Source organism: Nocardia anocheti (assembly GCF_029675105.1).
GTDB lineage: Bacteria > Actinomycetota > Actinomycetes > Mycobacteriales > Mycobacteriaceae > Nocardia.
This window is the reverse complement of record NZ_JAQQFV010000005.1, coordinates 388,109-413,300: the sequence shown is the minus strand read 5'-3', so window position 1 is coordinate 413,300 and position 25,192 is coordinate 388,109. Positions and strand designations below refer to the sequence as shown.

Here is a 25,192-nt window from a genome sequence, read left to right as displayed (position 1 = left end):
TCACAGGCGGGTGGTGTCGTCGAGGTGGAGGCGCCGGTCCAGGCGGTGCGGGTCGACGTCGAGCAGCTTGCGGTCCCAGTGGGCCAGGTCGGCGGCGGCCGCGTAGGTGGTGTCGAGGAAGTCGAGCAGGGTGGCGTCGGGGTCGGGTGCGGTGCGTACCGCCTCGTAGGGCAGCACGAATTCGCCGAGGTCGGTGTCCCAGTGGGCGGCGTCGGGACCCGAGGGACGGTCACTGTAGCCCTCCGGAGCGGGATAGGCGTAGGCGTAGAACATGCCCTCGGCGCCGCCGGGCCAGAAACCGGCACTGGCGCATTCGCGCGAGTAGGCCTCCTCCATCACCCAGTCCGCGCAGTTCGGCGCGCCGCCGGGATGCGGGGGTGCGCTGCGGCCGGAGAAACGGGTGCAGGCCAGGTCGAACGAGCCCCAGAACACGTGCACCGGACTGGATTTCCCGGCGAAACCCGCTCGCCACAGCGCGAAGACCCGGTCGATCTGCACCAGCTGCTGCCAGAACAGGTGCACGGCATCGGCGTCGTAGGAACCGTGGGTGGTGTCGCGCGCGAACGGGATGGCCGGGTCGACCTCGTTGGGTGAGGCGTCGATGTCGATGGCGACATCGAGGCTGCCCAGGATGTCACGCAGCTCGCCGTAGAAGTCGGCGACCGTGCGTGGACGCAGCACCACGCAGGCCCGGCGGCCGTCGCTGGTGCGCAGGTTCAGTTCGTGGTCGACGAAGTCGAACTCGATGTCGAGCACCCGCCCGTCCACCGGGATCGCACCGGTGCGCAACCCGCGGGCGCTGACCCGCGAGGTGGCGTTCCACCAGTGATTGACCAGCGCGGTTCCCGACAGCTGCAGTTTGCCGACGATCTGCAACCACATGTGCAGGGTGTCGCGGGTATCGGACCAGGAGTCGACGCTCAGCTCGGGCCAGGTGGCTCCGGCGGGGGTGAGACGGGCCATCACTCCATGCTACGTGCGCTCGGTGGCGCGAGCCGGATACGCGAACTCGCGCGAGCCGCTGTTGTCTGAGACCCTGGGTCTCATATAAAGTGGGACGTGCGCCACACGAAGGAGACATCACCGATGCTGTCGACAACCAAGAACACCGCGACCGATCCCGAGTACCACGAGATCCTGCGCAACCTGTCCGAAGGCTCGGTGAACCGGCACTTCGATCCCTATGTCGACATCGACTGGGATTCGCCCGAGTTCGCCGTGCACTCCGACGACCCGCGCTGGATCATGCCCGACGAGGACCCGCTGGGCCGTCATCCCTGGTACAAGGCACAGCCGGTCGAGAAGCAGATCGCCATGGGCATGTGGCGACAGGCGGGCATCGCCAAGGTGGGCCTGGACTTCGAGCAACTGCTCATCCGCGGGCTCATGCAGTACCTGGTCTCGGTGCCCAACGGTGACCCGGAATTCCGCTACGTCACCCACGAGGCTGCCGAAGAGTGCAACCACACGATGATGTTCCAGGAGATGATCAACCGCATCGGTTACCGCGATGTGGTCGGCATGGGCAGCATCGATCGCAAGCTGACGATGGCCATCTGGCCCGCCGTGAAGTACTTCCCCGAGCTGTTCTTCACCATGATCCTGGGCGGCGAGGAGCCGATCGACCACCTGCAGAAGTCACTGCTGCGCGCCGGGGTCGACCTGCATCCGATGGTGCAGCGCGTCATGCAGATCCACGTGGCCGAGGAGGCCCGCCACATCTCCTTCGCCCACGAGTACCTGCGCCGCAACGTGCCGGGGATGAACCCGATCACCAAGGCCGTACTCTCGGTGGCCTTCCCGATCGCCATGCGGGTGATGCTCGACATGATCATGACCCCACCCAAGGAGTTCGTCGACAAGTTCGACATCCCCGCCGAGGTGATGCGCGAGGCGTATTGGGGTTGCGAGGAATCGCAGAGCACCATCCGCAACATCTTCGGTGACGTGCGGGCGCTGGCCACCAACAGCGGCATGATGAATCCCGTCGCCAAGCTCACCTGGAAGCTGCTGAGCATCGACGGCCCGGCCACCCGCTACCGCAGCGAACCGGCCCGCAAAGTCGCCTGAGCCGAAGCCGACAGTCCACTGTACACAGCGATGTACAGTGGACTATGGCTGATTACGAGACAGTGCCACTGACCGAGTTGCGGGGGCAGCTCGGTAGTGTTTTCGACGGCGTGTCCGCGAGCGGACGGCCGGTGATCGTGACCCGGGAGGGGAAGGAGCTGGTCGCGGTGGTACCCGCTGAGGTGTTACGGCACGGGGCATTACCCCCGGCGTACTTCAACGACGATCTGCGCGAACAGATCCTCGGCAGGCTCGACGATCGGATCAAGCAGCATTCCGAGGCCGAGATCGCCGACGCGGAAGCGAAACTGAGCACCCTGATGCGCGCGTTGAACGGCACGGCCGCGAGCGAGCGGTGAGCGTCGCCGACCACACCGCGCTCACCTCGCTGGCCCGCTCACCGCTGTTCGGCCAGGTGATCATGCGCCAGTTCACCCAGCAGCGCCGGATCATGGTGGTGCCCTCGGTGAGCCTGATGGCCGCCATGCGCGCGGTCGACAACATCGACGAACTCGGCCGCCTGCTCGACAATCGCGTCGCGGTGCGCTGGGCCGAACTCGACGCCGCCACCGCCATCCGCGTCGGCACCACCGTGCCGATGGCCGACGACCATATCGACTGGCCGCTGGTCGCGCCGGTGGTGTTCACCGCCCAGCACCTGGACATGCCGGTGCTCACCGCGAAGCCGGAGCTCTATCGCGGATACAAGGTGCAGATCGCCCCGATGCCGTGATAGCGGGGTGGCCTCGAGTGTGATACGCGTCTCGGTTACGGTGCTCGAGTGAAAGCAGTACCAGGAACACTCGAGGGAGAGCTGGTTATGCGTCATTCGATCTTCATGCGTCGTCTCACCACCGCTGTCGCCGCCACCTCGGCCGCGATCGCCGTCGTCTTCGCGGCCCCCGCGGTCGCCGATCCCGAGCCGCGGACCGTGGACGTGGCCGCCGCCGTCGCGCAGCTGCGCACCTCCGTCGCCGGGAACGAGGGCGCGCTGGCGGCCCTGGACCGGCTGACCGAGGACGGCACCGTCGAGGTGGCGCTGCCCGCGCAGCCGTTCCAGATTCCCGCGACCTCCGACATCGGCCAGAACGGCGGCGGTCCCGGCGTCTACGGCTCGGGCATCGCCCTGGACATCGACGGCTTCCGCTTCGGCTTCTTCGGCGGCCCCGGCACGATCTCGCCGAACCAGAACGGCGCCAAACTCGAGGTGATGTGGCTGAACCTGTCCAACGGGCAGAGCGGCACCGCGGTGCTCACCGAGCACCAGGACGTCCCGGTGGACACCACCATCCGCACCGCGGCGCTGAACACCGGCGGCGGCCTGATCGTCGCGGCGGTCTACGGCACGCTGTGGCACCGCTGGTCGGTCCCGGTCGACGAGCAGCACCCCGACGGGTACGCCTACCAGCTGGGCACCATCCAGCAGCCCTCGTTCGGCGCCGTCACCGGCTGAGCGGTTTTTTCCCAGCGCACCCCGGCACCGCGCCGGGGTGCGCTGCCGCGTTCCGGGTCACGCGAGGGTGGGATTGCGGCGCAAGGGTTTCGGCGTGGCGTAGGTTGACCGCGTGGATCTGGTCGACCGACTCGAAGAACTGGAACGGCGGGTCACCGCCCTGGAGAACCGCCCCGACGGTGGCGACCCGAACCTGCCGTGGGCCGTGGCCCGGTTGCGGCAGGAGTTCGAGGCCGCCGGGGCGCGCAACGGCGGCGTGCTGCTGGCGGGCGCGCTGCACCTGCCCACCGGCGAGCAGCTGAACTGGCAGGCCCAGTTCGCCACCGACGCCGTGGTGGGCGACGTGTGGACCATCGAGGCCGCCAATTGCCTTGCCGCCCTGGCCGACCCGGTCCGGCTGCGACTGCTGCAGGAGATCGTCTACGGCCGCCGCACCGCCGCCGACCTCGCCGCGATCGAGGAACTGGGCACCTCGGCCGAGATCTACCAGCACCTTCGTCAGCTCGCGGCGGTCGGCTGGTTGCAGACGGCCGGGCGGGGGCGCTTCGAGGTTCCCGAGGCCAGGCTCGTCCCGCTGCTCGCGACCTTGGCCAGCGCGCAGCGGTGAGCGGAGAAATATCCCAATTGTCCGGTTAGAACACTGTGATGTAGAGCATACCGGCTGCTACGGTGAGCATCAGATCAGCGAAGCCCGGAGGTAGCCGAGTGAACGTGTCCCACCTGCTCGAAAGCGTGAAGGCCCTCGGAGTGCTGCGTTCGCGCGGCGTGTCCGACCCGACCAAGCCGCTCGAGACCCTGCGGACGATGAAGGAATCCAAGATCTACGGCCCGCAGGCCACCCTGGTCCGGCATTCCGCCCGCGTGGTACCCGACCAGGTCGCCCTGGCCGACGAGCGCGGGGAACTCACCTACCGGGAACTCGACGAGCAGTCGACCGCGGTGGCGCGCGGACTGCAGGCGGCGGGCATCGGCGAGGGCACCGTCATCGCCGTGCTGGCGCGCGATCACCGCGGGCTGATCATGTCGATGATCGCGGCGGGCAAGCTGGGCGCGCGGATCGCGCTGATGAACACCGGCTTCGCCAAGCCGCAGTTCGCCGAGGTGTGCGCGCGCGAGAACGTGCGCGCGGTGCTGCACGACAGCGAATTCCTCGGCCTGCTCGACGCCCTGCCGCCCGAGCTGCCGCGCTACCTCACCTGGGTCGACGAGGGCACCGAACTGCCCGAGGGCGCGACCACCTTCGACGATCTCATCGCGAACAACAGCACCGACGACCTGCCCGCCCCGAGCAAGCCCGGCGGCTTCATCATCCTCACCAGCGGCACCACCGGCCTGCCCAAGGGCGCCCCGCGCACCAAGGTCACCCCGATGGCCACCGCGCAGTTCGTCGACCGGGTGCCCTTCCCCAAGCAGGGCACCATGATGATCGTCTCGCCGATCTTCCACAGCACCGGCCTGGGCACCTGGCTGGTGGGCTCGATCCTGTCGAACAAGATCGTGATGCGCCGCCGCTTCGACGCCGAGGCCACCCTCGCCGCGATCGCCGAGCACCAGGTCGAGATGCTGGTCTGCGTGCCGACCATGCTGCACCGGATGACCGAACTGCCCGCCGAGGTGCGCGCGAAGTACGACCTGTCCTCGCTGAAGGTCATCCTGTTCGCCGGTTCCGCGCTCACCCCGGAGCTGTGCGTCCGCGCCACCGAGGCGTTCGGCCCGGTGCTCTACAACCTCTACGGCTCCACCGAGGTGGCCATCGCCACCATCGCCAACCCGGCCGAGCTGGCCGAGGCGCCGGGCACGGTAGGCCGCTCGCCGATCACCTGCGAGGTGCGCCTCTACGACGACAACGACCAGCGTGTCCAGACCCCCGAGACGCCGGGCCGGATCTTCGTGCGCAGCGGCGCCCCGTTCGAGGGCTACACCGACGGGCGCAACAAGCAGATCATCGACGGCTACATGTCCAGCGGCGATCTCGGCCACTTCACCGCCTCCGGCCTGCTCATGGTCGACGGCCGCGACGACGACATGATCGTCTCCGGCGGCGAGAACGTCTTCCCGCAGGAAGTCGAGAACCTGCTGGTGGAGCGGCCCGACGTGTTCGACGTGGCCGTGGTCGGCGTCGACGACGACGAGTTCGGCAAGCGGCTGCGCGCCTTCATCGTGGTGGAGCCGGGCCACTCGGTCGAGGCCGCCGAGATCAAGGAGCACGTGAAGTCGAATCTGGCCCGGTTCAAGGTGCCGCGCGAGGTCGTGTTCGTCGAGGAACTCCCCCGCAACGCCACCGGCAAGATCCTGCGGCGGGCGCTCGTCGACTATGAGGTCTCCCAGTGATACCGGCGAGTACCTGAGACTGCTTGTCACCGGAACCGCCGGTACTTGATACTGTCACCCAGCACTGGATCTCGAGGACGCGGTCCGGCCCCCTCGTCATGGGCCACCGCCGGAAGGCTGTTCGATGTCTCTGTCTCTGCCCGCGCTCGGTGGCACCGCCCGACGTGCCGGTGATTTCGCGCTCGGCGTCAAGGTCATGGTCGATCGCAAGCTGTTCAATCCGCTGCGTCCCGATCATGCCGCCCGCTCGTTCTTCAACGTCTCCAAGTTCGGGCCGTTCGCGGGCGTGGTGATGCACGCGGCGCAGTCGCGGCCCACCGCGGGCGCGATCGTCGACGAGCGCGGTGAGCTGACCTTCGGCCAGCTCGACGAACAGTCCAATGCCTTCGCGCGCGGGCTGCGGGCCAGCGGGATCGCCGAGGGCGATGTAGTCGCGGTGCTGGCCCGCGACCATCGCGGCATGGTGCTGAGCCTGCTGGCCGCGGGCAAGCTGGGCGTGCGGGCGGTGCTGATGAACACCGGTTTCGCCAAGCCGCAGTTCGCCGATGTGGCCGCGCGCGAGAAGGTCAAGGCGGTGCTGCACGACAGCGAGTTCGTCGACCTGATGAGCGCCATCCCGGCCGACATCCCGCGCGTGCTCACCTGGGTGGACGAGGCGCACGGCGTCGACCCGTCGATCCCCACCGTGGACTCGCTGGTGGCGGGCCGCTCGGTCGCGCCGCTGAGCGCGCCCGGCAAGCCCGGCGGCATGGTCATCCTGACCAGCGGCACCACCGGCACCCCCAAGGGCGCCCCGCGCGACAAGGTCTCGCCGTTCGCCTCGGCGCAGTTCGTGGACCGGGTGCCGCTGCCCAACAACGGCACCATGATCATGGCCGCGCCGATCTTCCACGGCACCGGCCTGTCGCAGTTCACCCTCGGGCTGGCGCTGGGCAATCGGGTGATCTTCCAGCAGCGCAAGTTCGATCCGGAACTCACGCTCGCCAATATCGTGAAATACCGGGCGGATTCGCTGGTCGTGGTGCCGACCATGCTCCAGCGCATCCTCGACCTGGACGAGGCGGTGCTGGCGAACTACGACCCGCGCACCATGAAGGTGATCTTCGCGGCGGGCTCGGCCATCGCCCCGGACGTGGTGACCCGCACGCTGGACTACTTCGGCGACACCCTCTACAACCTCTACGGCTCCACCGAGTGCGCGGTGATGACCGTGGCCACCCCCGAGGACCTGCGCAAGGCGCCGACCACCGCGGGCAAGGCACCGGTCGGCATCCGGATCGTGCTGCTCGACGAGAACCGCCAGCCGATCACCGCGCCGAATGTCACCGGAACCATCTTCGTGGACAACGGTTTCGCCTTCACCGGCTACACCGACGGCCGCACCAAGGAGATGGTCGACGGCATGATGTCCAGCGGTGACGTCGGCCATTTCGACGAAGACGGGCTGCTCTACATCGACGGCCGCGACGACGACATGATCGTCTCCGGCGGCGAGAACGTCTTCCCGCTCGAGGTGGAGAACCTCATCGCGGGCCGGGCCGACGTGTTCGAGGCGGCCGTGGTGGGCGTCGACGACCGCGACTACGGCAAGCGGCTGCGCGCGTTCGTGGTGCCCGGTCCGGACTCGGCGCGCGACGCGGCCGAGATCAAGGAGTTCGTGCGCGCCAACCTGGCCCGCTACAAGGTGCCGCGCGAGGTGATCTTCCTCGACGAACTGCCGCGCAACGCCACCGGCAAACTGCTGCGCAAGCCGCTGGTCGAGATGGCGGTCGACGGGCAGTGAGCCGATACCGGTCGTCTATCATCAGCCGGTGATCATCGAGTTCGCGCGGGCCTCCGCGCCGTCGCGTGCCGTCGGCGCGCGGCTGCGCGGTGCCTGCGCGGGCTCGATGTCGGGGGCGTTGTCGCTGGCCGCGCACGGCTTGGCCGCCGGGGGCGCGCTGCCCGGAAGTACCACCGTCGCCCTGCTGGCCGCGGTCTCGGCCGTGATCGGCGCGGTGGTGGCGGGGATCGGCCCGCTGCGCCACGGCGCGGTCGGGCTGGCCGCGGTGCTGTTGGGCGGGCAGTTGCTCGGCCACACCACCATGAGCTGGTCCGGGCACTCCCATCACGGCGCCGACTCGCTCGGCCTGGGCATGCTCGCCGCCCACCTGGTGGCCGCGATCCTGGCCGCCGCCGTCATCCTCGGTGCCGAGGCCGCCTACCGGATCGGCAGTGCCGTGCTGGCGCGGATCCTGCCCCTGCGCTACCGCGCCCCCCGCGTCCCCGACCCGGCGCCGCTGCGCCTGATCCATCGTGACCGCGTCATCCTGCGGATCTTCGCCGCGCAGACGCTGCGCACCCGCGGTCCACCCCTCGCGATTCCTTTCTGATCTCCCTCACCCGGTGCACGGACCTTCCCCGTGCGCTGTTTCGCCGGGTCTCCCGGCCGACCCCTGACGTGTCCCATGGGCACTGTCGACGATGCGGGATCGGCCGCGAGCTTCGCGGCGTGGACAGCGCTGGCCAGGTCCGGTGCGCACGATCCGTCGTCGGGTCATCACGCGCGCCACCGGGCTCCAGCCCTGGCAGAAACGAATCATCATGAGCATCACGGACACCCGTCCGGTCGAGGTCGAGACCTCGGCAACCCCTCCGCCCGGCAGACGCCGGGCCGTGCGCCTGGCGCCGCTGGCCCTGCGCCTGCATTTCTACGCGGGGATCTTCGTCGCCCCGTTCATCCTCGTCGCGGCGTTCACCGGCGCGCTCTACGCGATCGCGCCGACGCTCGAGCAGATCGTCTCGCGCGATCTGCTCCAGGTCGACACCACCGGCCCCGACCAGGCCCTCTCGACCCAGGTCGGCGCCGCCGTCTCCGCCCGACCGGATCTCACTCCGGTCGCCGTCGCCCCGGCACCCGGCCAGGGTGACACCACCCGCGTGCTGTTCAACGACCCGTCGCTCGGCGATTCCGAGCGGCTCTCGGTCTTCGTCGACCCGCACACCGCGCAGCCGGTGGGCGAGGCCGTCGTCTACGGCAGTGGCGGCGCGCTGCCGCTGCGGGCGTGGCTCAGCGAATTCCATCGCAGCCTGCACCTGGGTGAACCGGGCAGGCTCTACAGCGAGCTGGCCGCGTCCTGGCTGTGGGTGATCGCGCTGTTCGGCCTGGTGCTGTGGGTGCACCGGGTACGCAAGCGCCGCGCCCGCAACCAGGCACGCTGGCTGCTGACGCCCGACCTGTCCCAGCCCCGACGCCGGAAGATGAACTGGCACGGCGCGATCGGGCTGTGGGTGCTGCCGGTGGCGCTGCTGCTCTCGGCCACCGGCATGACCTGGTCGACCTACGCGGGCGAGAACGTCACGAAGCTGCGCCAGGAACTCAGCTGGACCACCCCCGCGGTCACCGCGACCCTGCCCGGCGCGACCGGCCCGGCCCAGCCCGCGGGCGGTGACCACCACAGCGCGGGCACCGTCGCCCCCGCCCCGGCCGACCCGACCGCCATCATCGCCCAGCTCGACCGGGTCTTCGCGGTGGCGCAGGCCGAAGGCATCGACCAGGGCGCCGAGATCAGCATTCCGGGTAAGCCGGAGCAGGCGTTCGTCGTCAAGGAGATCCGCCTACCGGGCACCTACACCATCGACGCCGTCGCGGTCGACGGCGCGACGGGCACCGTGACCGACCGGCTCGCCTACGCCGACTGGCCGCTCATGGCCAAGCTCACCAACTGGGGCATCGCCTTCCACATGGGTCTGCTGTTCGGGCTGCCCAACCAGCTGCTTCTGCTCGCGATCATGCTCGGCCTGATCACCGTCGCCGTGCTCGGCTACCTCATGTGGTGGCAGCGCAGGCCCACCCGCAAGGCGACCCGGCTCGCGCTCGGCACGCCGCCGCGTCGCGGGGTCCTGCGACGCACGTCGCCGTGGCTGGCCGTGCCGCTGGTCGTCGCCGCGGTCGGTGTCGGCTGGTTCATTCCGCTCGTCGGGCTGAGCCTGCTGGCCTTCCTGCTCGTCGACGTCGCACTCGGCCTGGCCGCGCGCGCCTACCCCGACGCCTGACCCCACTCCCCTACTCGGCGTGGCGAAACCGCCGCGCCGCCACACACTTTCCCGTCTTCGGGTGCCGTCGCGATGACGCCTGCCCGTAGACATCCCGGATGAAGGAACCACCATGACGTTCACCAAGCTCGCCCTGGCCACCGCCGCCCTGCTCGCCGCGGGCACCGTCACCGCCACCACCGCCCACGCCGACCCGGCCCCGATCGGCTTCACCGCCGAAGCCATCGACGGCGTCTCGCACATCACCACCGACGCGGGCTCGCTGATCACCGAGGACGGCGCGTTCAAGGTGCTCGCCGCCGACGGCACCACCGTCGCCGCGACCCCGTTGCGTTTCCGTCTCGACGACTTCGAGTTCCCGATCGCCGCCCAGATCACCGGCCGCAGCGCCACCCTCACCCCCGAACTGGATATGGCCAAGGCCGTCTACCAGCCGGTCGCGCTGCCCTTCGAGGACAAGGCACCGTGGAAGTCGGAGTACGACCGGGAGCAGGCCGCCTGGTCGCGGATGACCAGCACGATCAGCCTCGGTGCCGCGATCGGCGCGCTGGTGGGCGGCATCGGCGGCGCGGCGGTCGGCTGTGTGCTCGGCGGCGTCATCGGCGCGACGGTCGCCTCCGCCACCATCATCGGACTGTTCGGTCCGTTCATTCCGGCCGCGGCGGTGGGCTGCCTCGGGGGCATCCTCGCCGTCGGCTCGCTGGGGGCGCTGGCCGGGCAGGTCCTCATCGCCGCGCCGGTCGCGGTCGGGGCGGCGATCCAGTACGTCACCACCATCAACGCCCCGTTCACCCCGCCCGCGAAGTAGCGGACACCGCGTCCCGGCCTGTCCTCCGGCGGGGCCGGGACGCATCGCACTCGCCGCACGCGCGGAAACCGGACAGAATCGACAGTGATCTCCGGTCGGCGGCGAAAGGAACCACGGGCGATGGCGGTATCCCGCAGGCAGCTGCTGCGCTACGGCGTCGCGGGGTCGCTCGCGGCCGCGGTGGGTGCCTCGGCGGCGAGCAGCGCCCGCTTCGCCGCCCCGCGCCGCCCTGGCGGTGACCTGTTCTCGCTGGGTGTCGCCTCGGGCGAGCCGACACCGGACGGCTTCGTGCTGTGGACGAAGCTCGCCCCGGACCCGCTGGCGCCCGACGGGTACGGCGGGATGCCGGTCGCGCCGGTCACCGTCGACTACGAGGTCGCCGAGGACGAGCGGTTCGCGAAGATCGTCGCCAGGGGTGAGGCGGTGGCGACCCGCGCGCTGGGCCACAGCGTGCACCCCGAGATCGCCGGGCTCGCCCCGGACCGCTGGTACCACTACCGCTTCCGGGTGGGTTCGGCGATCTCACCGGTCGGGCGCACCCGCACCGCGCCCGCCTCGGACAGCCCGACCGCGCGGATGCGGTTCGCGTTCGCGTCCTGTCAGTCCTGGAGTTCGGGCTACTACACCGCCTACGAGCATCTGGGCGCCGAAGACCTCGACCTGGTCGTGCACCTGGGCGACTACATCTACGAGACCTCCTGGCTGCTGGCCCGGCGCGGGGCGAGCATGCCGCCGCAGCTGGCCGGGGAGGCCGTGGATCTGACCGGCTACCGGCTGCGCTACGCCCAGGCCAAATCCGAGGCGCCGCTCCAAGCCTCGCACGCGGCGTTCCCCTGGCTGGTCACCCTCGACGACCACGAGGTCGACAACAACTGGGCCGGTGAGCATCCCGGCCTCGGCTTCGACATCCACCGTCTGCCCCCGCTGTTCCGGCGCCGCAAGGCGGCGGCCTTCCAGGCGATGTACGAGCACCAGCCGATGCGCCGCGCCCAGCTGCCGATCGGGCCGAGCCTGCACCTGCACCGCCGCTACCGTTTCGGCGACCTGGCCGAGTTCACCATGATCGATACCCGGCAGTACCGCTCCGCGCTGGCCTGCGGCGACGGCACCGCGGTCACCGGCTGCGCCGAGCGCTTCGCCCCGGACCGCACGATTCTCGGTGCGGCCCAGCGGGATTGGCTCGTCGACGGCCTGGCCACCTCACCGGCCCGCTGGCAGGTGCTCGGCAACCAGGTCGCGATGGCGCAGTCCGACTACGACCCCGGCCCCGCGCTGCTGGTGGGTACCGACGCCTGGGACGGCTACGTCGCCGACCGCAATGCCGTACTCGGCGCGGCCGCCGACCGCGCGGCGGGCAATCTGGTGGTGATCACCGGTGACCGCCACGAGAACTACGTCGCCGATCTGCGCCGCGACTACAGCGATCCCGGGTCCGCCGTGGTGGCGACCGAGTTCACCGGCACCTCGATCACCACCGGCGGTGACGGCGGGGACCTCACCGACACCGGCCGCGTCCTGCTCGCCGCCAATCCCGATATGAAGTTCTACAACCGCCAGCGCGGTTACGTCCGCGTCGAACTGGATCATCGGTGGTGGCGCAGCGATTTCCGGGTCGTCCCGTACGTCACCCGGCCCGGTGCGCCGATCACCGACCGGGCGAGTTTCGTGGTCGAGGACGGCATCGCGGGCGCCAACCAGGCGTGACCCGTCACGGGTCCGGCGTGTGTTCCTCGGGCGCGGGGGCACGCACCGGTCGCAGCAGCGCCCACCCGACGAACACCACCGCCACCGCGGCCATGCCGAGGCCCGCCCACAGATTCACGTCGACGCCGCCGGTCTTGGCCGACTGGACCGCGTCGTCCTGGAGCAGCGAGGTGACCACCAGTACCACGCCGTAACAGCCCAGCAGGGCGCCGATGATGGTACGGATATCGAAAAGCATTGCCCTGACTCCCTATCCGACGACGATGTTCAACGCGATCACCAGCACCAGCGCGATCCCGGCCAGCAGCACGGGCCGCTGATACCACGGCAGCGAGTCCGCGTCGGGATCGGTGCGCAGCGCCTTGGGCGTCTCCGAGTACACCAGGCCCACCAGCTCGGCGGCGGGTTTCGGCCTGGTCACCAGGGTGACCGCGACGCTGACGGCGATGTCGACCACGAACGCGGCACCGGCGGCCACGAAACTGGCGCCCTGTCCGGACAGGTTCGTCACCCCGGTCTCGTTGAGCAGGAAGACGAACACCGCCGCCAGCGTGCCGCTGACCAGGCCGATCCAGCCCGCCGCCGGGGTCATCCGCTTCCACAGCATGCCGAGGATGAACGTCGCGAACAGCGGCGCGTTGAAGAAGCTGAACAGCGTTTGCAGGTAGTCCATCATATTGCTGAAGCCGCCCGCGATGAACGCGGTGAAGATGGCCGCAACCGTCGCGCCCACGGTCGCGAGCCGACCGACCCGCAGGTAATAGCCGTCGGGGCGGTCCTTGCGCACGTACTGCTGCCACAGATCGAAGCTGAACACGGTGTTGAACGCCGACACATTGGCCGCCATGCCCGCCATGAAGGCCGCGAGCAGACCCGCCAAACCCACCCCGAGCAGCCCGTTGGGCAGCACCTCTTTCATCAGGTACAGCAGTGCCTGGTTGTAGGTGACCTCGCCCTCGAAGTCCGGATTCGCCGACACCTGCTGCTTGTACTCGATCATCGGCGGAACCAGGACCGCGCTGATCATGCCCGGGATCACCACGATCAGCGGGATGAACATCTTCGGATAGGCACCGATGATGGGGGTGCGCTGCGCGGCCGAGATAGAGTGGGTCGCCAAAGCGCGCTGCACTTCCACGAAATTGGTCGTCCAGTAGCCGAAGGAGAGCACGAAGCCCAGGCCGAAGACGATGCCGAGGATGGAAGCGAAGTTGTCGGTGAACCCGCTCATCGCGTTGCCCGGCCACGTGTTGAGCTGATCGGCGCCACCCGGTGACGCGGTCACCTTGTCGCGCAAACCATCCCAGCCGCCGACGCGATGCAGGCCCACCAGGGTCAACGGCAGCAGCGCCGCCACGATGACGAAGAACTGCAGCACCTCGTTGTAGATCGCGGCCGAGAGCCCGCCGAGGGTCACATACGACAGCACGATCGCCGCGGCGACCACCACCGAGATCCACAGCGGCCAACCCAGCAGCACATTGACGATGGTGCCCAGCAGATAGAGGTTCACCCCCGCGATCAGCACCTGCGCGAGCGCGAAACTCAACGCGTTCACCAGGTGCGCGCCGGTGCCGAACCGCTTGCGCATGAACTCCGGCACCGAGCGCACCTTGGAGCCGTAGTAGAACGGCATCATCACCACGCCGAGGAACAGCATGGCCGGGACGGCGCCGATCCAGAAGTAGTTGAAGGTGGGAAACCCGTACTGGGCGCCGTTGGCGGACATGCCCATGATCTCCACCGCGCCCAGATTGGCGGAGATGAACGCCAGCCCGGTCACCCAGGCGGGCAGCGAACGACCGGACAGGAAGAAGTCGACACTGGTGGACACCCGGCGCCGGGCGATCAGTCCGATCCCGAGGACGAAGACGAAATACAGTGCGACCAGCGCGTAGTCGACCGGTGCGGCGTCGAGCCGCAGGGCCGAGGCGTCGAGTGTGGTGGTGGAAACGGCGAGTGGCACAGCGTGTTTCTCCTGCCCTCGAACCGGGCGCGGAGCCGTAGCGTCGTCGTGCGGCGGTGCCCGTCGAACAGTGTGGTACTTCTACTGTGCGCGCCGGGCGGCGATGTCGTCCCAGGAATCGGCCAGGCCGATGCGGCAACCGCTCATTCCAGTTTGCGTGCCCCAGCGGCGGGTTCGACGGTGAACACGCGCGGCGCGGCGAGGTCCGCGGCGGCGAAACGGTCCAGGATCGCGGTGTGGACACGCTCCGTCGCCGGGCTGTCGATCAGGGCCAGGACGCTGCCGCCGAACCCGCCGCCGATCATCCTGGCGCCGTGTGCGCCGCTGTCCAGGGCGGCGGAGACCGCGAGATCCAGTGCGGGCGTGGAGACTTCGAAATCGTCACGCAGCGAAGCGTGCGAGGCGGTGAGCAGTGGTCCGACGACACGCGGGTCGGCACCCGTGCGCAACCGTTCGGCGACCGCGCGGACGCGGGCGTTTTCGGTGACGACGTGAGTCGCCCTGCGCCGCAACACCTCGTCGGCCAGACGGGACAGATCGTCGGTGGTCGCGTCGCGCAGGGACGGCAGCCCCGGCGCGGTGGCGGCCGCCTCGCACTGGGCGCGACGTTCGGCGTACCCACCGTCGGACAGGTCGTGGGGGTGACCGGTGTCGGTGACCAGCAGCGTCAGGTCGTGTGCGGCGAGGTCGAACGGAATCTGTTCGGTGGCAATGTCGTTCGCCGCGGTGAAGGCGCGCACGTCGAGGAACAGCGCGTGGCCCTCGGTGCACAGGATCGAGGCCGACTGGTCGAGCAGGCCGGTCGGCACTCCCGCGAAGCGGTTCTCCGCGGCGCGGGCGATGTCGATCAGGGCGCGTTCGCCCAGTTCGGGGGCGAACAGGTCGCGCAGCGCGAGCGTCACCGCGCAGCACAGGGCGGCCGAGGACGACAGCCCGGCCCCGATCGGCACGGCGCCGTCGAGGTCTAGGCGCACGCCATCGAGCGTGTGCCCACGGCGACCGAACTCGTGCACCACCCCGAGCGGATACCGTGCCCAGCCAGGTAGCCGATCTCGCTGTGCCGCAAGATCATCCAGCGCCAGGTCGACGGTCTCGCCGGGCCGCTGCGCGGAGGTGAGCCGGACCCGCCGATCGGGACGGCCCTCGGCGGCGCAGACGACGCCGAGCGACAGCGCGATCGGCAGGACGAAGCCGTCGTTGTAGTCGGTGTGCTCGCCGATGATGTTCACCCGGCCCGGCGCGATCCACCTGTCCACGGCAGTCCCTTCTCTCGGGGCGAAATCGGTATCCGGCAAACCGGACAACAGGGCGACAACACGCCGTCGAACGTGTCATGATCGACGGAGTTGTCAAGTTTTGAGCGTCGGCGCGAGCCGGCTGGGGATTTCGCTCGGACAACACCACCCGGTGCTCCTCGACCGGAACTCGCGAGCATCCACCGGCCACACGTTCGATCGGCGCTTGTCGCGTGCGCAGGTTAGCAGGACGAGGGGGGCTGATGACCATCAGCGAGACACGCCACGGCAGCCTGCGGTGGTACGCGGTACCGCTCGGGGCGGCGGGGGCCGTCCTGCTCGCCCCACTGCTCGGCGCGCGGCCGCTGTCGTTCTCGCTGCTCATCGTGATCGTGGCGGGCAGCCTGGCGATGATCGGCTACGGGCTGCGTCGGCATCGCCCCGTCCATCGGGCGCCCTGGTACCTGCTGGCCGCCTCCGTGCCACTGTTCGCCCTGGGCACCGCGATTCGGGAGCTGGGTGTGCACGCGGCCTGGCACCCGGCCGACGACCTGTGCACGCTGGCCGCCTACCTGTGCCTGGGGATCGCGGCGGTGGGATGGCTCCAACCGCGCCGCTTCGGCAACGCGCGGGATCTGTGGCTGGATTCCACCCTCATCGGGCTCAGCGCGCTGCTGGCTTCGTGGACCTTCCTGATCTCCCCGATCCTGCGTCACGGCATCGGGCTCGACACGTCCTTCGCCGCGAGCTATCCGGTGGTCCACGCGGTCCTGCTGACGGTGCTGGCGCATTCGCTGGCCACCGTGGTCGGTTCGGCGACCTCGCTGCGGCTGCTGCAGGCGGCGATGGTCGCCGTGCTGGTCGGCGGGCTCACCGAAAGTCTCGCGGCGGCGGGCACACTCGTCATCGACAGCGAGCTGGCCGCGGTGCCGCAGCAATGGGCGTATCTGCTCGCCGGGCTGGCCGCGCTGCAACCCAGCATGGGCACGCTGTACCACGTCGGCGAGGTGCATCCCCACCGTTCCCGCAGGCGCGCGGGCGCCATCGCCGTGGCGCTGGTGGCCGCGTCGCTGGTGAGCGTGGTCGGCGCCGATCTCGGACCGGGCGATCGGGTGGTGATCGGCCTACTGCTCACCCTGCTGCTGGTGGGTGTGCTGGTGCGCAGCGAGCGCGCCATCGCCCGCAGCCTGCGCAGCGAACGCCGCGCCCAGTACCAGGCCGACCACGACCTGCTCACCGGCCTGTTCAACCGCGGCGCGCTGCTGCGTGCCCCGCACCGACACCGCGCGGAGTGGGCCGGAAAACCGTTGTGCCTGTTGTTCATCGACCTGGACGGCTTCAAACGTGTCAACGACAGCTACGGCCACGCCGTCGGCGACGAACTCATCGCCAACGCCGCCTCCAGGATCCGCCGCACCACCCGCCGCGCCGACGTCACGGCCCGCTACGGCGGCGACGAGTTCGTGGTGCTCGCACCCCGCACCAGAGCCGAGGCCGCCGTCCTGGCCGAACAGCTGCTCGGCGCCTTCGTCCGCCCGTTCGACCTGAGCTGCGGCGAGATCCCCGTCACCGCCAGCATCGGCGTGGCCTGTCTGACCACCCGGCCCACCGACACCACCATCTACGACCTGCTGCGCCGCGCCGACGCCGCCATGTACCACGCGAAGGAGTACGGGCTCGGCCTGGCCTTCCACGACGATCTCCGAAAGCCCCTGCGCCCCAGCCTGCTCCACACCGCGAAGCCGACCAGCACGGCGGTGTAGCCGGGGCGCGAGGGCCGTCAGTCAGTCACCGAGTTCGGCGAGGAGCCTTTTGGCCGCCTCCAGTTCGGCCTGCAACTGCTCGACCTTCTGCTGCTGGGCGCCCCTGGCCGCCTCCAGGATTCCGGCGACCACCTCGGCGACCTCCGGGTGCAGGATCTTGGCCGCCTGCGCGACCGCCGCGCTGGTGACGGCCATCCCCTTCACACTGCGCTTCTTGCCGTTGACCACATCGACGGTCCACTCCCCGTCGGCGGTCCCGGTGAGGGTGACGGTCACCTCGGGCGCCTTGGCCTTGCGCGCCGCGGGCGCCTTGGCCGGACGGGCGGCGGGCGCGGGCGCGGCGGGCGCGGCGGCTGGAGTCGACTTGGCCGCGGGCGTCGGCGCCGCGTCGGGTACCGGCGCGAGCGACCGGGGCGGCGTCGGGGCGGCGCTCGGCTGGGTCGACGGCTGGGTCACGGTGGTGTCCTTTCGATTGCTCGGCGCCGCGGCGGCGCCACGAGCCGGTTTGGTCAGCGTCACTTCGCTCGGGCCGAACGAGAGCACATCTTTGGAACCGGTGGGGCGTACCTGCAGGAAGTCACCGTCGGCCGGGTCGCCCAGCGCGACGACCTTGCCCGACTTCCCTTCGGCCACACCGACGGCGGCGGCGGTGAACCACACCATCGGTGGTTTGCCCTCGGCCAGCTCGCCCGCGATGCGCGCGAGCTCGGCCTCGGACAGAATCTGCGGGGCGGATCGGCGGGACGCGGACTTGGTGCTCGGCGAGGACATCGTGGACTCCGGGAGGTTGGTGCGTATATCTGCGTGGTGTGCACCGATGATGCCGCACGGCACCGACATGTTCCGCCCGAGCCCGTCACCGGGCCCCGAAAACCGCTCCCGCCGCGGGTGTCCGGGGCCCGTCGGCTCAGCCGCGCGCGGCGTTGCCCCGGGTGGTCGGCCGGATGTTCGCGCGCACCGCGGCCACGTTCGGATAGCCGTTGACGGCCATGAGCAGGTCGGCCTCGGCGGCGTAGCCACGCAGCACGTGCACCAGCCCGCGCACCCCGCCCAGCGCCAGACCGTAGACGTAGGGCCTGCCGATACCGACCATCGTCGCGCCCAGGCCCAGCGCCTTGACCACATCGGTGCCGGAGCGCACTCCGGAGTCGAACAGCACCGGCACCCGGTCGTCGCAGGCCGCGACGACATCGGGCAGGGTCTCCAGCGCGCTGAGCCCGCCGTTGGCCTGGCGCCCACCGTGATTGGAGCAGTAGATACCGTCGGCGCCGAAATCGATGGCCTTGCGGGCGTCCTCGGGGTGGGAAATGCCCTTGAGGATGATCGGCAGCTCGGTCAGCGAACGCAGCCAGGTCAGATCGTCCCAGGTCAGCGAGTTGCCGAAGGTCGCGATCCAGTGCAGCACGATCAGCTTGGGGTCGTCGGAGCCGACCATCTGCTGGAACACCGGGTCACTGGTGTAGTTCTTCAGCACGTGGCCGCGCAGCTGCGGGAAGTTGCCGCTGGCCAGATCGCGCGGGCGCCAGCCGGGCACCCAGGTGTCGAGGGTGACGGTGATGCCCGCGTAGCCCGCGGCCTCGGCGCGACGGACCAGGCTCTCGGCCAGCTCGCGATTCTTGGGGGTGTAGAGCTGGAAGAAGGAGGGGGTGTCGCCCGCGTGCGGACGCACGTCCTCGAGCGGGTCCTCCATCAGCGTCGAATACATCGCGGGCACACCGGTTTCCGCCGACGCCTTCGCCACCGCGATATCACCGTGCCCGTTCTCGCCGACCAGGCCGATCACCCCGACCGGCGCCAGGAACAGCGGGCTGGCGAAGGTGTGGCCGAACGCGGTGACGGTGAGGTCGCGTTCGGTGGCGCCGACCAGCATGCGCGGCACCAGACCCCAGTCGGCGAACGCCTCGGCGTTGCGGCGCTGAGTGAGCTCGTCGCCCGCGCCACCGGCGATGTAATTGAGCAGGGTCTCGGGCAGCGCGGCCGCGGCCTTGCGCTCGAGGGTGGCGTAGTCCATGGGGAAATCGGGCTGGACACCACCCAGGGCGGCCAGGTAGATCTCGTTCTGATAGTCGGCGAACTGACTCATCGCTGAACTTTCCCATGCCTGCCGGGGGTCATGGACCGCAGGGTGGATGTAAGGTGCGTCATACTCGAAAGTAGGCAGCCGCGTATCCTCCCAGCGCGTTCCGAGATTGTGAGTGCCCCTGTCGTGACCGTCGTCGAACACTCGGCCGCACCCGCCGACCCGGACGCCCTGCTGGCCGAGCGCATCAAGTGCGCCGCCACCCGTCGGCTGACCCGGCTCGCCCTCGGCCTTTCCCAGGACTCCATGGACCTGCTCACCTCCGTCACCGACCGGCTGCGCGCGGCCGAGGGCGCCCTGCGCGATCCGCTCACCGCCGATCTCGGATTCGATTGAGCCTCAGCGCCGCCGGACGGTGAGCGCCGCCAGATCCGCCAGCCGGTGCGCGCGAGCGATCTCGGCGGGCGTGAACGGTTCGTCCGGGCGGGCGAATTCCCACCGTCGCTCCTCCCCGCGCAGCGTCAACACCGTGCCCTCGGCCGTCTCCGCGCCAGCGGGGGTGCCGGGCGCCAGATAGCTCGCCCCGAGCAGTTCCGCGACGGCCAAGGGTAATTCGTCCGGATCGCCGACGATGCGCGCGGCGATCGTGAGCGCCTTGGTCTGCCCGTCGATCAGCGAGAGCACCGAGGCGGGCCACACCCGCACCCCCGAACCACCGGCCTGGACCACGGCCGAGGTGATGCTGTGCACCGTGACGTCGGCGGGCGCGGCGACGACGAGTTCGTCGAGTACCGCGTCCTCGAGCTGGTGCACGTGCACGGTCAGGATGTTGACCTCGCGCTGGGCCAGCTGTTTGGCCAGCGTTTCCAGGGCGCCGGGCCGGTCGGCCAGCCGCACCCGCAGGCGCCACAGCGCGGGCGCCCCGTCGATCCGGTCGCGGTGGCGTAGCTCGGGACCGTGCAGCCAGCTGCCGAGCACGCGCATGGCCGAGGGCTCGACCACCCAGATCACCAGGATGGTGGTGATGACGGTGAGCAGCGCGACCGTCAGCAGATAGGGCGGGTGCAGGTGGATGACCAGCGCGTGCAGCGCCAGCTCCACCGGGAACACCGCCGCGAGTTTGGCCAGCGCCAGCCGTCTGCGCCGGGGATGCGGCAACCGCCCGCACACCTCGCAGGCCAGCGCCGTGACACGGGGTCGCACTGCGAATCGCCTCATGCGGGTCAGCCTCACCCGCGGACGTGTCGATCGCCGACGGGGCGCGTAACAGCGACGTGACGACTCCTCCGAATCCCGTTGACCTGCATCGCTTCTCGCGGTGATACCGGTCACGGGTCGCCCGGCGGGGTGATGACCGACACGTTCACCTCAGCAACGATTGTGACTCGGCTCACGAAAATCCATTGACAAAGCCACATAAACGGGCATAAAACAACATGAGTACAGATTCACTGAGCAGGAGGAACCCATGTACGCCGAGGAACGGCAGCAGGCGATCGCGGCCATGATCGGGGACCGCGGACGCGTCTCCGTCGCCGAGCTCGCCGACCGGTACGGGGTGACCACCGAGACCGTGCGCCGCGACCTGGCGGTCCTCGACCGGCTCGGGCTGATCCGGCGCGTGCACGGGGGCGCGGTCGGCGCGGGGGCGCTCACCACCATCGAGCTGGGCACGGCCGAACGCGAGGGCACCCGCGCGGCCGAGAAGGACCGCATCGCCGCGAGCGCCCTGCCGTTCCTGCCCGCCGCGGGCGGCAGCGCGCTGTTCGACGCGGGCACCACCACCGCCCGCGTCGCCGCGGCTCTGCCCGCCGACCTGGACCTCGTCGCCGTCACCAATTCCCTGCCGATCGCCACCCGGCTCACCGGTTTCGCCGGGGTGCGGGTGCAGTTGCTCGGCGGGCGGGTGCGCGGAGTCACCCAGGCGGCGGTGGGCGCCGAGACCCTGCGGTTGCTCGGCGAGCTGCGGGTCGACGTCGCCTTCCTCGGCACCAACGCGCTCACCCTGCGCCACGGCCTGTCGACCCCCGATCCGGAGGAGGCGGCGGTGAAACGCGCGATGATCGCCGCGGCAGACCGGGTGGTGGTCGTCGCCGACACGGGCAAGATCGGCCGCGAGGACTTCGTCCGCTTCGGCACCGTCGAGGACATCGACGTGCTCGTCACCGACTCCGATATTCCGCCGAGCACGCACGCGGAGTTGGTCGCCGCCGGTATCCAGGTGGTGCTCGCATGATCGTCACGCTGACCGCGAATCCGAGCGTCGACCGGACGGTGACGCTCACCGAGCCGCTGCGACGCGGGCAGGTGCACCGAGCGAGCGGGGTCGTCTCCCATCCCGGCGGCAAGGGCGTCAATGTGGCGCGTGTGGTCGCCAGCGACGGCGTACCGGTGCTGGCGGTGCTGCCCGGCACCGACGACGACCCGGTGGTGAGCGGCCTGCGCGCGGCGGACATCGCGTATCGCACCGTGGCGGTGCCCGGCCAACCCCGCACCAATCTGACCATCGCCGAGACCGACGGCACCACGACCAAGATCAATGAACCGGGCCGCCCGCTCACCGCGCCCGATCTCGCCGCCCTCACCGCACTGCTGGTCGAGCTGGCCGCCGACGCGGAGTGGATCGTGCTGTCGGGCTCCCTGCCGCCGGGTGTGCCCGAGGACTGGTATGCCCGGCTCGTCGCCACCCTGTCGCAATGCCGGACCGCGCACGGTGGTCGACCGCGCCTCGCCGTGGACACCTCCGACGCGCCGCTGCTCGCGCTCTTCGGTGAATCCCCGGGTGGCACACCCGATCTCGTCAAGCCGAACACCGACGAGTTGGCCCAGCTCACCGGCCGCGATCCACTCGACCTGGAGAACCCGACGGCCGCCGCCGAGGCCGCGTCGGCCCTGCTCGACCGTGGTGTCGGGGCGGTGCTCGCCACGCTCGGCGCGGCGGGGGCGGTGCTGGTCACCGGCGCGGGCGCCTGGTTCGCCGCCGCGCCGCCGATCGTGCCGCGCAGCACCGTCGGCGCGGGAGATTCGGCACTGGCCGGATATCTGCTCGCCGACCTCACCGGTGCGAGTCCGGCGGACCGGCTGCGTCACGCCGTCGCCTACGGCAGCGCCGCCACGGCCCTGCCGGGCACCGAACTGCCGACCGCCGCCGATATCGCGCTGGACCTGGTCACCGCAGTGCCGCTGGTCGCCGCCACGGAACGGCGCCACGGGGTGCAAGCACCGGGGCCGACCAGCGTCGACCCGTCGACCACCCCACCCGCAACCCGCGCCGACTGATTCCGCCGACCCCGCACCACCCCACTCCCGAAAGACACCACGATGGCCGCTTCGATCATCACCACCGACCTGATCACCCTCGACACGAACCTGGGTACCGACAAGGACGCGGTCATCACCGCCCTCGCGAACACGCTCGCCGCCGCCGGACGGGCGAGCGACGCCACCGCGGTGAGCACGGCCGCGCTGGCCCGAGAGGCACAGTCGGCCACCGGACTCCCCGGCGGCATCGCCATCCCGCATTGCCGCGTCGCCGCCGTCACCACGGCGTCGCTGGCCTTCGCCCGCCTCGCCCCGAAGGTCGACTTCGGCGCCCCGGACGGCCCCGCCGACCTGGTCTTCCTCATCGCCGCCCCGGACGGCGCGGGCGCCGAACACATGAAACTGCTGTCCGCCCTGGCCCGCGCGCTGGTCCGCCCCGACTTCGTCGCGAGCCTGCGATCGGCCACCACCCCGGCCGAGATCGTCGCACTGGTCGACGACGTCATCGCCCCACCAGCCACCCCTGGCAACCGGGCCGCAGGCGCTGCCACGACAGGCACCGGAACCGCCGCCACCGGCGGCACCGAGGCGGCTGCCGCAACCGGAGCCGAAGGCACAGCCGTACCCGGCGCCGTCGAGTCACGGGCGGGCGGCGCGGGGGACGAATCCGGTGCCACCGCAACCGGTTCCGGTTCGGCTACGGCCGACAGCACCGACGGGGCGGCTGGTGCGGTTTCCACCGACAAGCAGTCCGGGACGTCGGGACCTCGCCGCAGGATCGTCGCCGTCACCGCCTGTCCCACCGGCATCGCCCACACCTATATGGCCGCCGACTCCCTGGTCGCCGCCGGGAAGCGGGCGGGGGTCGAGGTGACCGTGGAGACCCAGGGCTCCAGCGGGGGCGACACCGTCGACGCCGCCACCATCGCCGCGGCCGACGCCGTCATCTTCGCCACCGATGTGGGGGTGAAGGAGCGGGGCCGCTTCGCGGGCAAGCCGGTGGTCGAGTCGGGCGTCAAACGCGCCATCAACGAACCCGACGCGATGATCGCCGAGGCCGTCACCGCGAGCACCACACCCGGCGCCGCCACGGTCGGTGGCACCGCGCCCGGCCCGGAGCAGGCGGCCAAGGGCATCGGCTGGGGCACGCGCCTGCGCCAGATCCTGCTGACCGGCGTGAGTTACATGATCCCGTTCGTCGCGGCGGGCGGGCTGCTCATCGCGCTGAGCTTCCTGCTCGGTGGCTACGAGATCTCCGACACCGCCAAGACGATCGTGCTGGACAACTCGCTCACCGATCTCCCCGACGGCGGCCTGGCCACCTACTTCGGTGCCGTCCTTTATCAGATCGGCGCGCTCGCCTTCGCCTTCCTGGTCCCGGCGCTGGCCGGGTACATCGCCTTCGCGATCGCCGATCGGCCCGGCCTGGCGCCGGGTTTCACCGCCGGTGCCATCGCGGTGTTCGTCGGGGCGGGTTTCCTCGGCGGTCTGGTGGGTGGTCTGGTCGCCGGGTTCGCGGCGCTCGGGGTCGCGAAGCTGCCGGTGCCGGTGTGGGCGCGCGGGTTGATGCCCGTGGTGGTGATTCCGCTGCTGGCCTCGCTGATCGTCGGGGTGGCCATGTTCGTGCTGCTCGGCAAGCCGCTGGCGGCGGTGACCAACGGGCTCACCGACTGGCTCAACGGCCTGTCCGGCACCTCCGCGATCGCGCTCGGTGTCATCCTGGGCGTGATGATGTGCTTCGACCTCGGCGGCCCGGTCAACAAGGCCGCGTATTCGTTCGCGGTGGCCGGACTGTCGGTCACCGATCCGGCGACGCTGCGGATCATGGCCGCGGTGATGGCCGCGGGCATGGTGCCGCCACTGGCGATGGCCCTGTCGACGGTGCTGCGCCCGCGCCTCTACACCGAGGCCGAACGCGAGAACGGCAAGGCCGCCTGGCTGCTGGGCGCCTCGTTCATCTCCGAGGGCGCCATCCCGTTCGCCGCGGCCGATCCGCTGCGGGTGCTGCCGTCGATGATGGTCGGCGGCGCGATCACCGGCGGACTGGTGATGGCCACCGACGTCACCCTCAGCGCGCCGCACGGCGGGATCTTCGTGTTCTTCGCCATGGGCCATGTCGGTTGGTTCGTGGTCTCGCTGCTGGTGGGTACCGTCGTCGCCGCCGTCTGCGTCACCCTCGCCAAACAGTTCGTCCGCACCGCCTCCCCCGTCCCCACCACCGCGTAGTTCCACTCGCACACAAGGAGATATCCCATGGCCAGCACCACCGTCACCGTCGGCTCCTCGGTCGGCCTGCACGCCCGCCCCGCCGCGCTGATCGCCGAAGCCGTCGGCGCGGCAGGCGTTCCCGTCACCATCGGCCTGGTCGGTGGCGACCCGGTCGACGCGGGTTCGGCCCTGATGATCATGACCCTCGGCGCCGCCCAGGGCGCCGAAGTGGTCGTCACCAGCGACGATCAGCCCACCCTCGACAAGATCGCCGAACTCGTCGCCAGCGACCTCGACGCCTGACCGCCCCGACGAAGGCCCGGAACCCACTCGGTTCC

The 25,192-nt window shown here is 70.3% G+C and carries 24 protein-coding genes; 17 read left to right on the top strand and 7 right to left on the bottom strand.

Annotation, left to right across the window (positions count from 1 at the left end; all coding sequences use genetic code 11):
- A complete protein-coding gene (locus tag QC180_RS15845; protein WP_278263496.1) occupies nt 1-963 on the bottom strand; it encodes a DUF5996 family protein in 963 nt (320 codons plus the stop codon).
- Nucleotides 964-1,086: 123 nt separating this feature from the next.
- Here QC180_RS15845 and QC180_RS15840 point away from each other — a divergent pair, with 123 nt between their 5' ends.
- The 11 genes from QC180_RS15840 (at nt 1,087) to QC180_RS15790 (ending at nt 12,401) form a co-directional block, all read left to right on the top strand.
- Entirely contained in the window at nt 1,087-2,070 is a 984-nt protein-coding gene (locus QC180_RS15840) for an AurF N-oxygenase family protein (RefSeq protein WP_278263495.1), read from the top strand.
- A gap of 44 nt (nt 2,071-2,114) precedes the next feature.
- Complete coding sequence (locus QC180_RS15835) at nt 2,115-2,429, top strand: type II toxin-antitoxin system Phd/YefM family antitoxin (RefSeq protein WP_278263494.1); 315 nt, start codon at nt 2,115-2,117, stop codon at nt 2,427-2,429.
- Nucleotides 2,426-2,803 (top strand): PIN domain-containing protein, encoded by a 378-nt coding sequence (locus QC180_RS15830; RefSeq protein WP_278263493.1) that lies wholly within the window; start codon nt 2,426-2,428, stop codon nt 2,801-2,803. The genes QC180_RS15835 and QC180_RS15830 overlap by 4 nt, the downstream gene beginning before the upstream one ends.
- An 87-nt stretch (nt 2,804-2,890) precedes the next feature.
- Nucleotides 2,891-3,523, top strand: a complete 633-nt coding sequence (locus QC180_RS15825) for a hypothetical protein (protein WP_278263492.1) — start codon at nt 2,891-2,893, stop codon at nt 3,521-3,523.
- 112 nt (nt 3,524-3,635) lie between these two features.
- Nucleotides 3,636-4,130 carry an ArsR/SmtB family transcription factor gene (locus QC180_RS15820; RefSeq protein ID WP_278263491.1) on the top strand — a complete coding sequence of 165 codons (495 nt, stop codon included), beginning with the start codon at nt 3,636-3,638 and terminating at the stop codon, nt 4,128-4,130.
- Nucleotides 4,131-4,228: 98 nt separating this feature from the next.
- On the top strand, nt 4,229-5,854 hold the full coding sequence (locus tag QC180_RS15815) for an acyl-CoA synthetase (RefSeq protein ID WP_278263490.1): 1,626 nt from the start codon (nt 4,229-4,231) through the stop codon (nt 5,852-5,854).
- A 124-nt stretch (nt 5,855-5,978) separates the two neighbouring features.
- The gene (locus QC180_RS15810) at nt 5,979-7,637 is read left to right on the top strand and encodes an acyl-CoA synthetase (RefSeq protein WP_278263489.1); all 1,659 of its coding nucleotides are present in this window, start codon (nt 5,979-5,981) and stop codon (nt 7,635-7,637) included.
- A gap of 28 nt (nt 7,638-7,665) precedes the next feature.
- Nucleotides 7,666-8,226, top strand: a complete 561-nt coding sequence (locus QC180_RS15805) for a hypothetical protein (protein ID WP_278263488.1) — start codon at nt 7,666-7,668, stop codon at nt 8,224-8,226.
- Nucleotides 8,227-8,437: 211 nt separating this feature from the next.
- On the top strand, nt 8,438-9,889 hold the full coding sequence (locus QC180_RS15800) for a PepSY-associated TM helix domain-containing protein (protein ID WP_278263487.1): 1,452 nt from the start codon (nt 8,438-8,440) through the stop codon (nt 9,887-9,889).
- A gap of 112 nt (nt 9,890-10,001) precedes the next feature.
- Nucleotides 10,002-10,697, top strand: coding sequence for a DUF8020 domain-containing protein (locus QC180_RS15795; RefSeq protein ID WP_278263486.1), 696 nt, complete (start codon nt 10,002-10,004; stop codon nt 10,695-10,697).
- A 120-nt stretch (nt 10,698-10,817) separates the two neighbouring features.
- Complete coding sequence (locus tag QC180_RS15790) at nt 10,818-12,401, top strand: alkaline phosphatase D family protein (RefSeq protein ID WP_278263485.1); 1,584 nt, start codon at nt 10,818-10,820, stop codon at nt 12,399-12,401.
- 4 nt (nt 12,402-12,405) lie between these two features.
- Here the strand turns inward: QC180_RS15790 and QC180_RS15785 are convergent, their stop codons facing one another.
- The 3 genes from QC180_RS15785 to galK all read right to left on the bottom strand — a co-directional run bounded on the left by QC180_RS15785 (nt 12,406) and on the right by galK (nt 15,623).
- Nucleotides 12,406-12,639: a hypothetical protein gene (locus QC180_RS15785; protein ID WP_278263484.1), complete on the bottom strand. Its 234-nt coding sequence runs from the start codon at nt 12,637-12,639 to the stop codon at nt 12,406-12,408.
- Nucleotides 12,640-12,651: 12 nt separating this feature from the next.
- Nucleotides 12,652-14,367: a sodium:solute symporter family protein gene (locus tag QC180_RS15780; RefSeq protein WP_278263483.1), complete on the bottom strand. Its 1,716-nt coding sequence runs from the start codon at nt 14,365-14,367 to the stop codon at nt 12,652-12,654.
- Nucleotides 14,368-14,510: 143 nt separating this feature from the next.
- Nucleotides 14,511-15,623: a galactokinase gene (galK, locus tag QC180_RS15775; RefSeq protein WP_278263482.1), complete on the bottom strand. Its 1,113-nt coding sequence runs from the start codon at nt 15,621-15,623 to the stop codon at nt 14,511-14,513.
- Between the two features lie 242 nt (nt 15,624-15,865).
- On the opposite strand from galK, the gene QC180_RS15770 reads away from it, so the two are divergent.
- Nucleotides 15,866-17,365 carry a GGDEF domain-containing protein gene (locus tag QC180_RS15770; RefSeq protein ID WP_278263481.1) on the top strand — a complete coding sequence of 500 codons (1,500 nt, stop codon included), beginning with the start codon at nt 15,866-15,868 and terminating at the stop codon, nt 17,363-17,365.
- Nucleotides 17,366-17,386: 21 nt separating this feature from the next.
- On the opposite strand, the gene QC180_RS15765 is transcribed toward QC180_RS15770, so the two are convergent.
- Nucleotides 17,387-18,136 (bottom strand): DUF6319 family protein, encoded by a 750-nt coding sequence (locus QC180_RS15765; RefSeq protein ID WP_278263480.1) that lies wholly within the window; start codon nt 18,134-18,136, stop codon nt 17,387-17,389.
- 136 nt (nt 18,137-18,272) lie between these two features.
- Nucleotides 18,273-19,448 (bottom strand): alpha-hydroxy-acid oxidizing protein, encoded by a 1,176-nt coding sequence (locus tag QC180_RS15760; RefSeq protein ID WP_278263479.1) that lies wholly within the window; start codon nt 19,446-19,448, stop codon nt 18,273-18,275.
- A 123-nt stretch (nt 19,449-19,571) separates the two neighbouring features.
- On the opposite strand from QC180_RS15760, the gene QC180_RS15755 reads away from it, so the two are divergent.
- Nucleotides 19,572-19,781, top strand: coding sequence for a hypothetical protein (locus QC180_RS15755; protein ID WP_278263478.1), 210 nt, complete (start codon nt 19,572-19,574; stop codon nt 19,779-19,781).
- A 3-nt stretch (nt 19,782-19,784) separates the two neighbouring features.
- On the opposite strand, the gene QC180_RS15750 is transcribed toward QC180_RS15755, so the two are convergent.
- Nucleotides 19,785-20,603, bottom strand: a complete 819-nt coding sequence (locus QC180_RS15750; RefSeq protein ID WP_278263477.1) for an ACT domain-containing protein — start codon at nt 20,601-20,603, stop codon at nt 19,785-19,787.
- A gap of 250 nt (nt 20,604-20,853) precedes the next feature.
- Between QC180_RS15750 and QC180_RS15745 the strand changes: the two genes are divergently transcribed.
- The 4 genes from QC180_RS15745 to QC180_RS15730 are packed head-to-tail and all read left to right on the top strand — an operon-like array spanning nt 20,854 to nt 25,157.
- Nucleotides 20,854-21,621 (top strand): DeoR/GlpR family DNA-binding transcription regulator, encoded by a 768-nt coding sequence (locus tag QC180_RS15745; protein WP_278263476.1) that lies wholly within the window; start codon nt 20,854-20,856, stop codon nt 21,619-21,621.
- Complete coding sequence (locus tag QC180_RS15740) at nt 21,618-22,664, top strand: 1-phosphofructokinase family hexose kinase (protein ID WP_278263475.1); 1,047 nt, start codon at nt 21,618-21,620, stop codon at nt 22,662-22,664. Before QC180_RS15745 ends, QC180_RS15740 begins: the two co-directional genes overlap by 4 nt.
- Nucleotides 22,665-22,706: 42 nt before the next feature.
- Nucleotides 22,707-24,872: a PTS fructose transporter subunit IIABC gene (locus QC180_RS15735; protein ID WP_278263474.1), complete on the top strand. Its 2,166-nt coding sequence runs from the start codon at nt 22,707-22,709 to the stop codon at nt 24,870-24,872.
- A 27-nt stretch (nt 24,873-24,899) separates the two neighbouring features.
- On the top strand, nt 24,900-25,157 hold the full coding sequence (locus tag QC180_RS15730; protein ID WP_278263473.1) for an HPr family phosphocarrier protein: 258 nt from the start codon (nt 24,900-24,902) through the stop codon (nt 25,155-25,157).
- Nucleotides 25,158-25,192 lie beyond the last annotated feature (35 nt).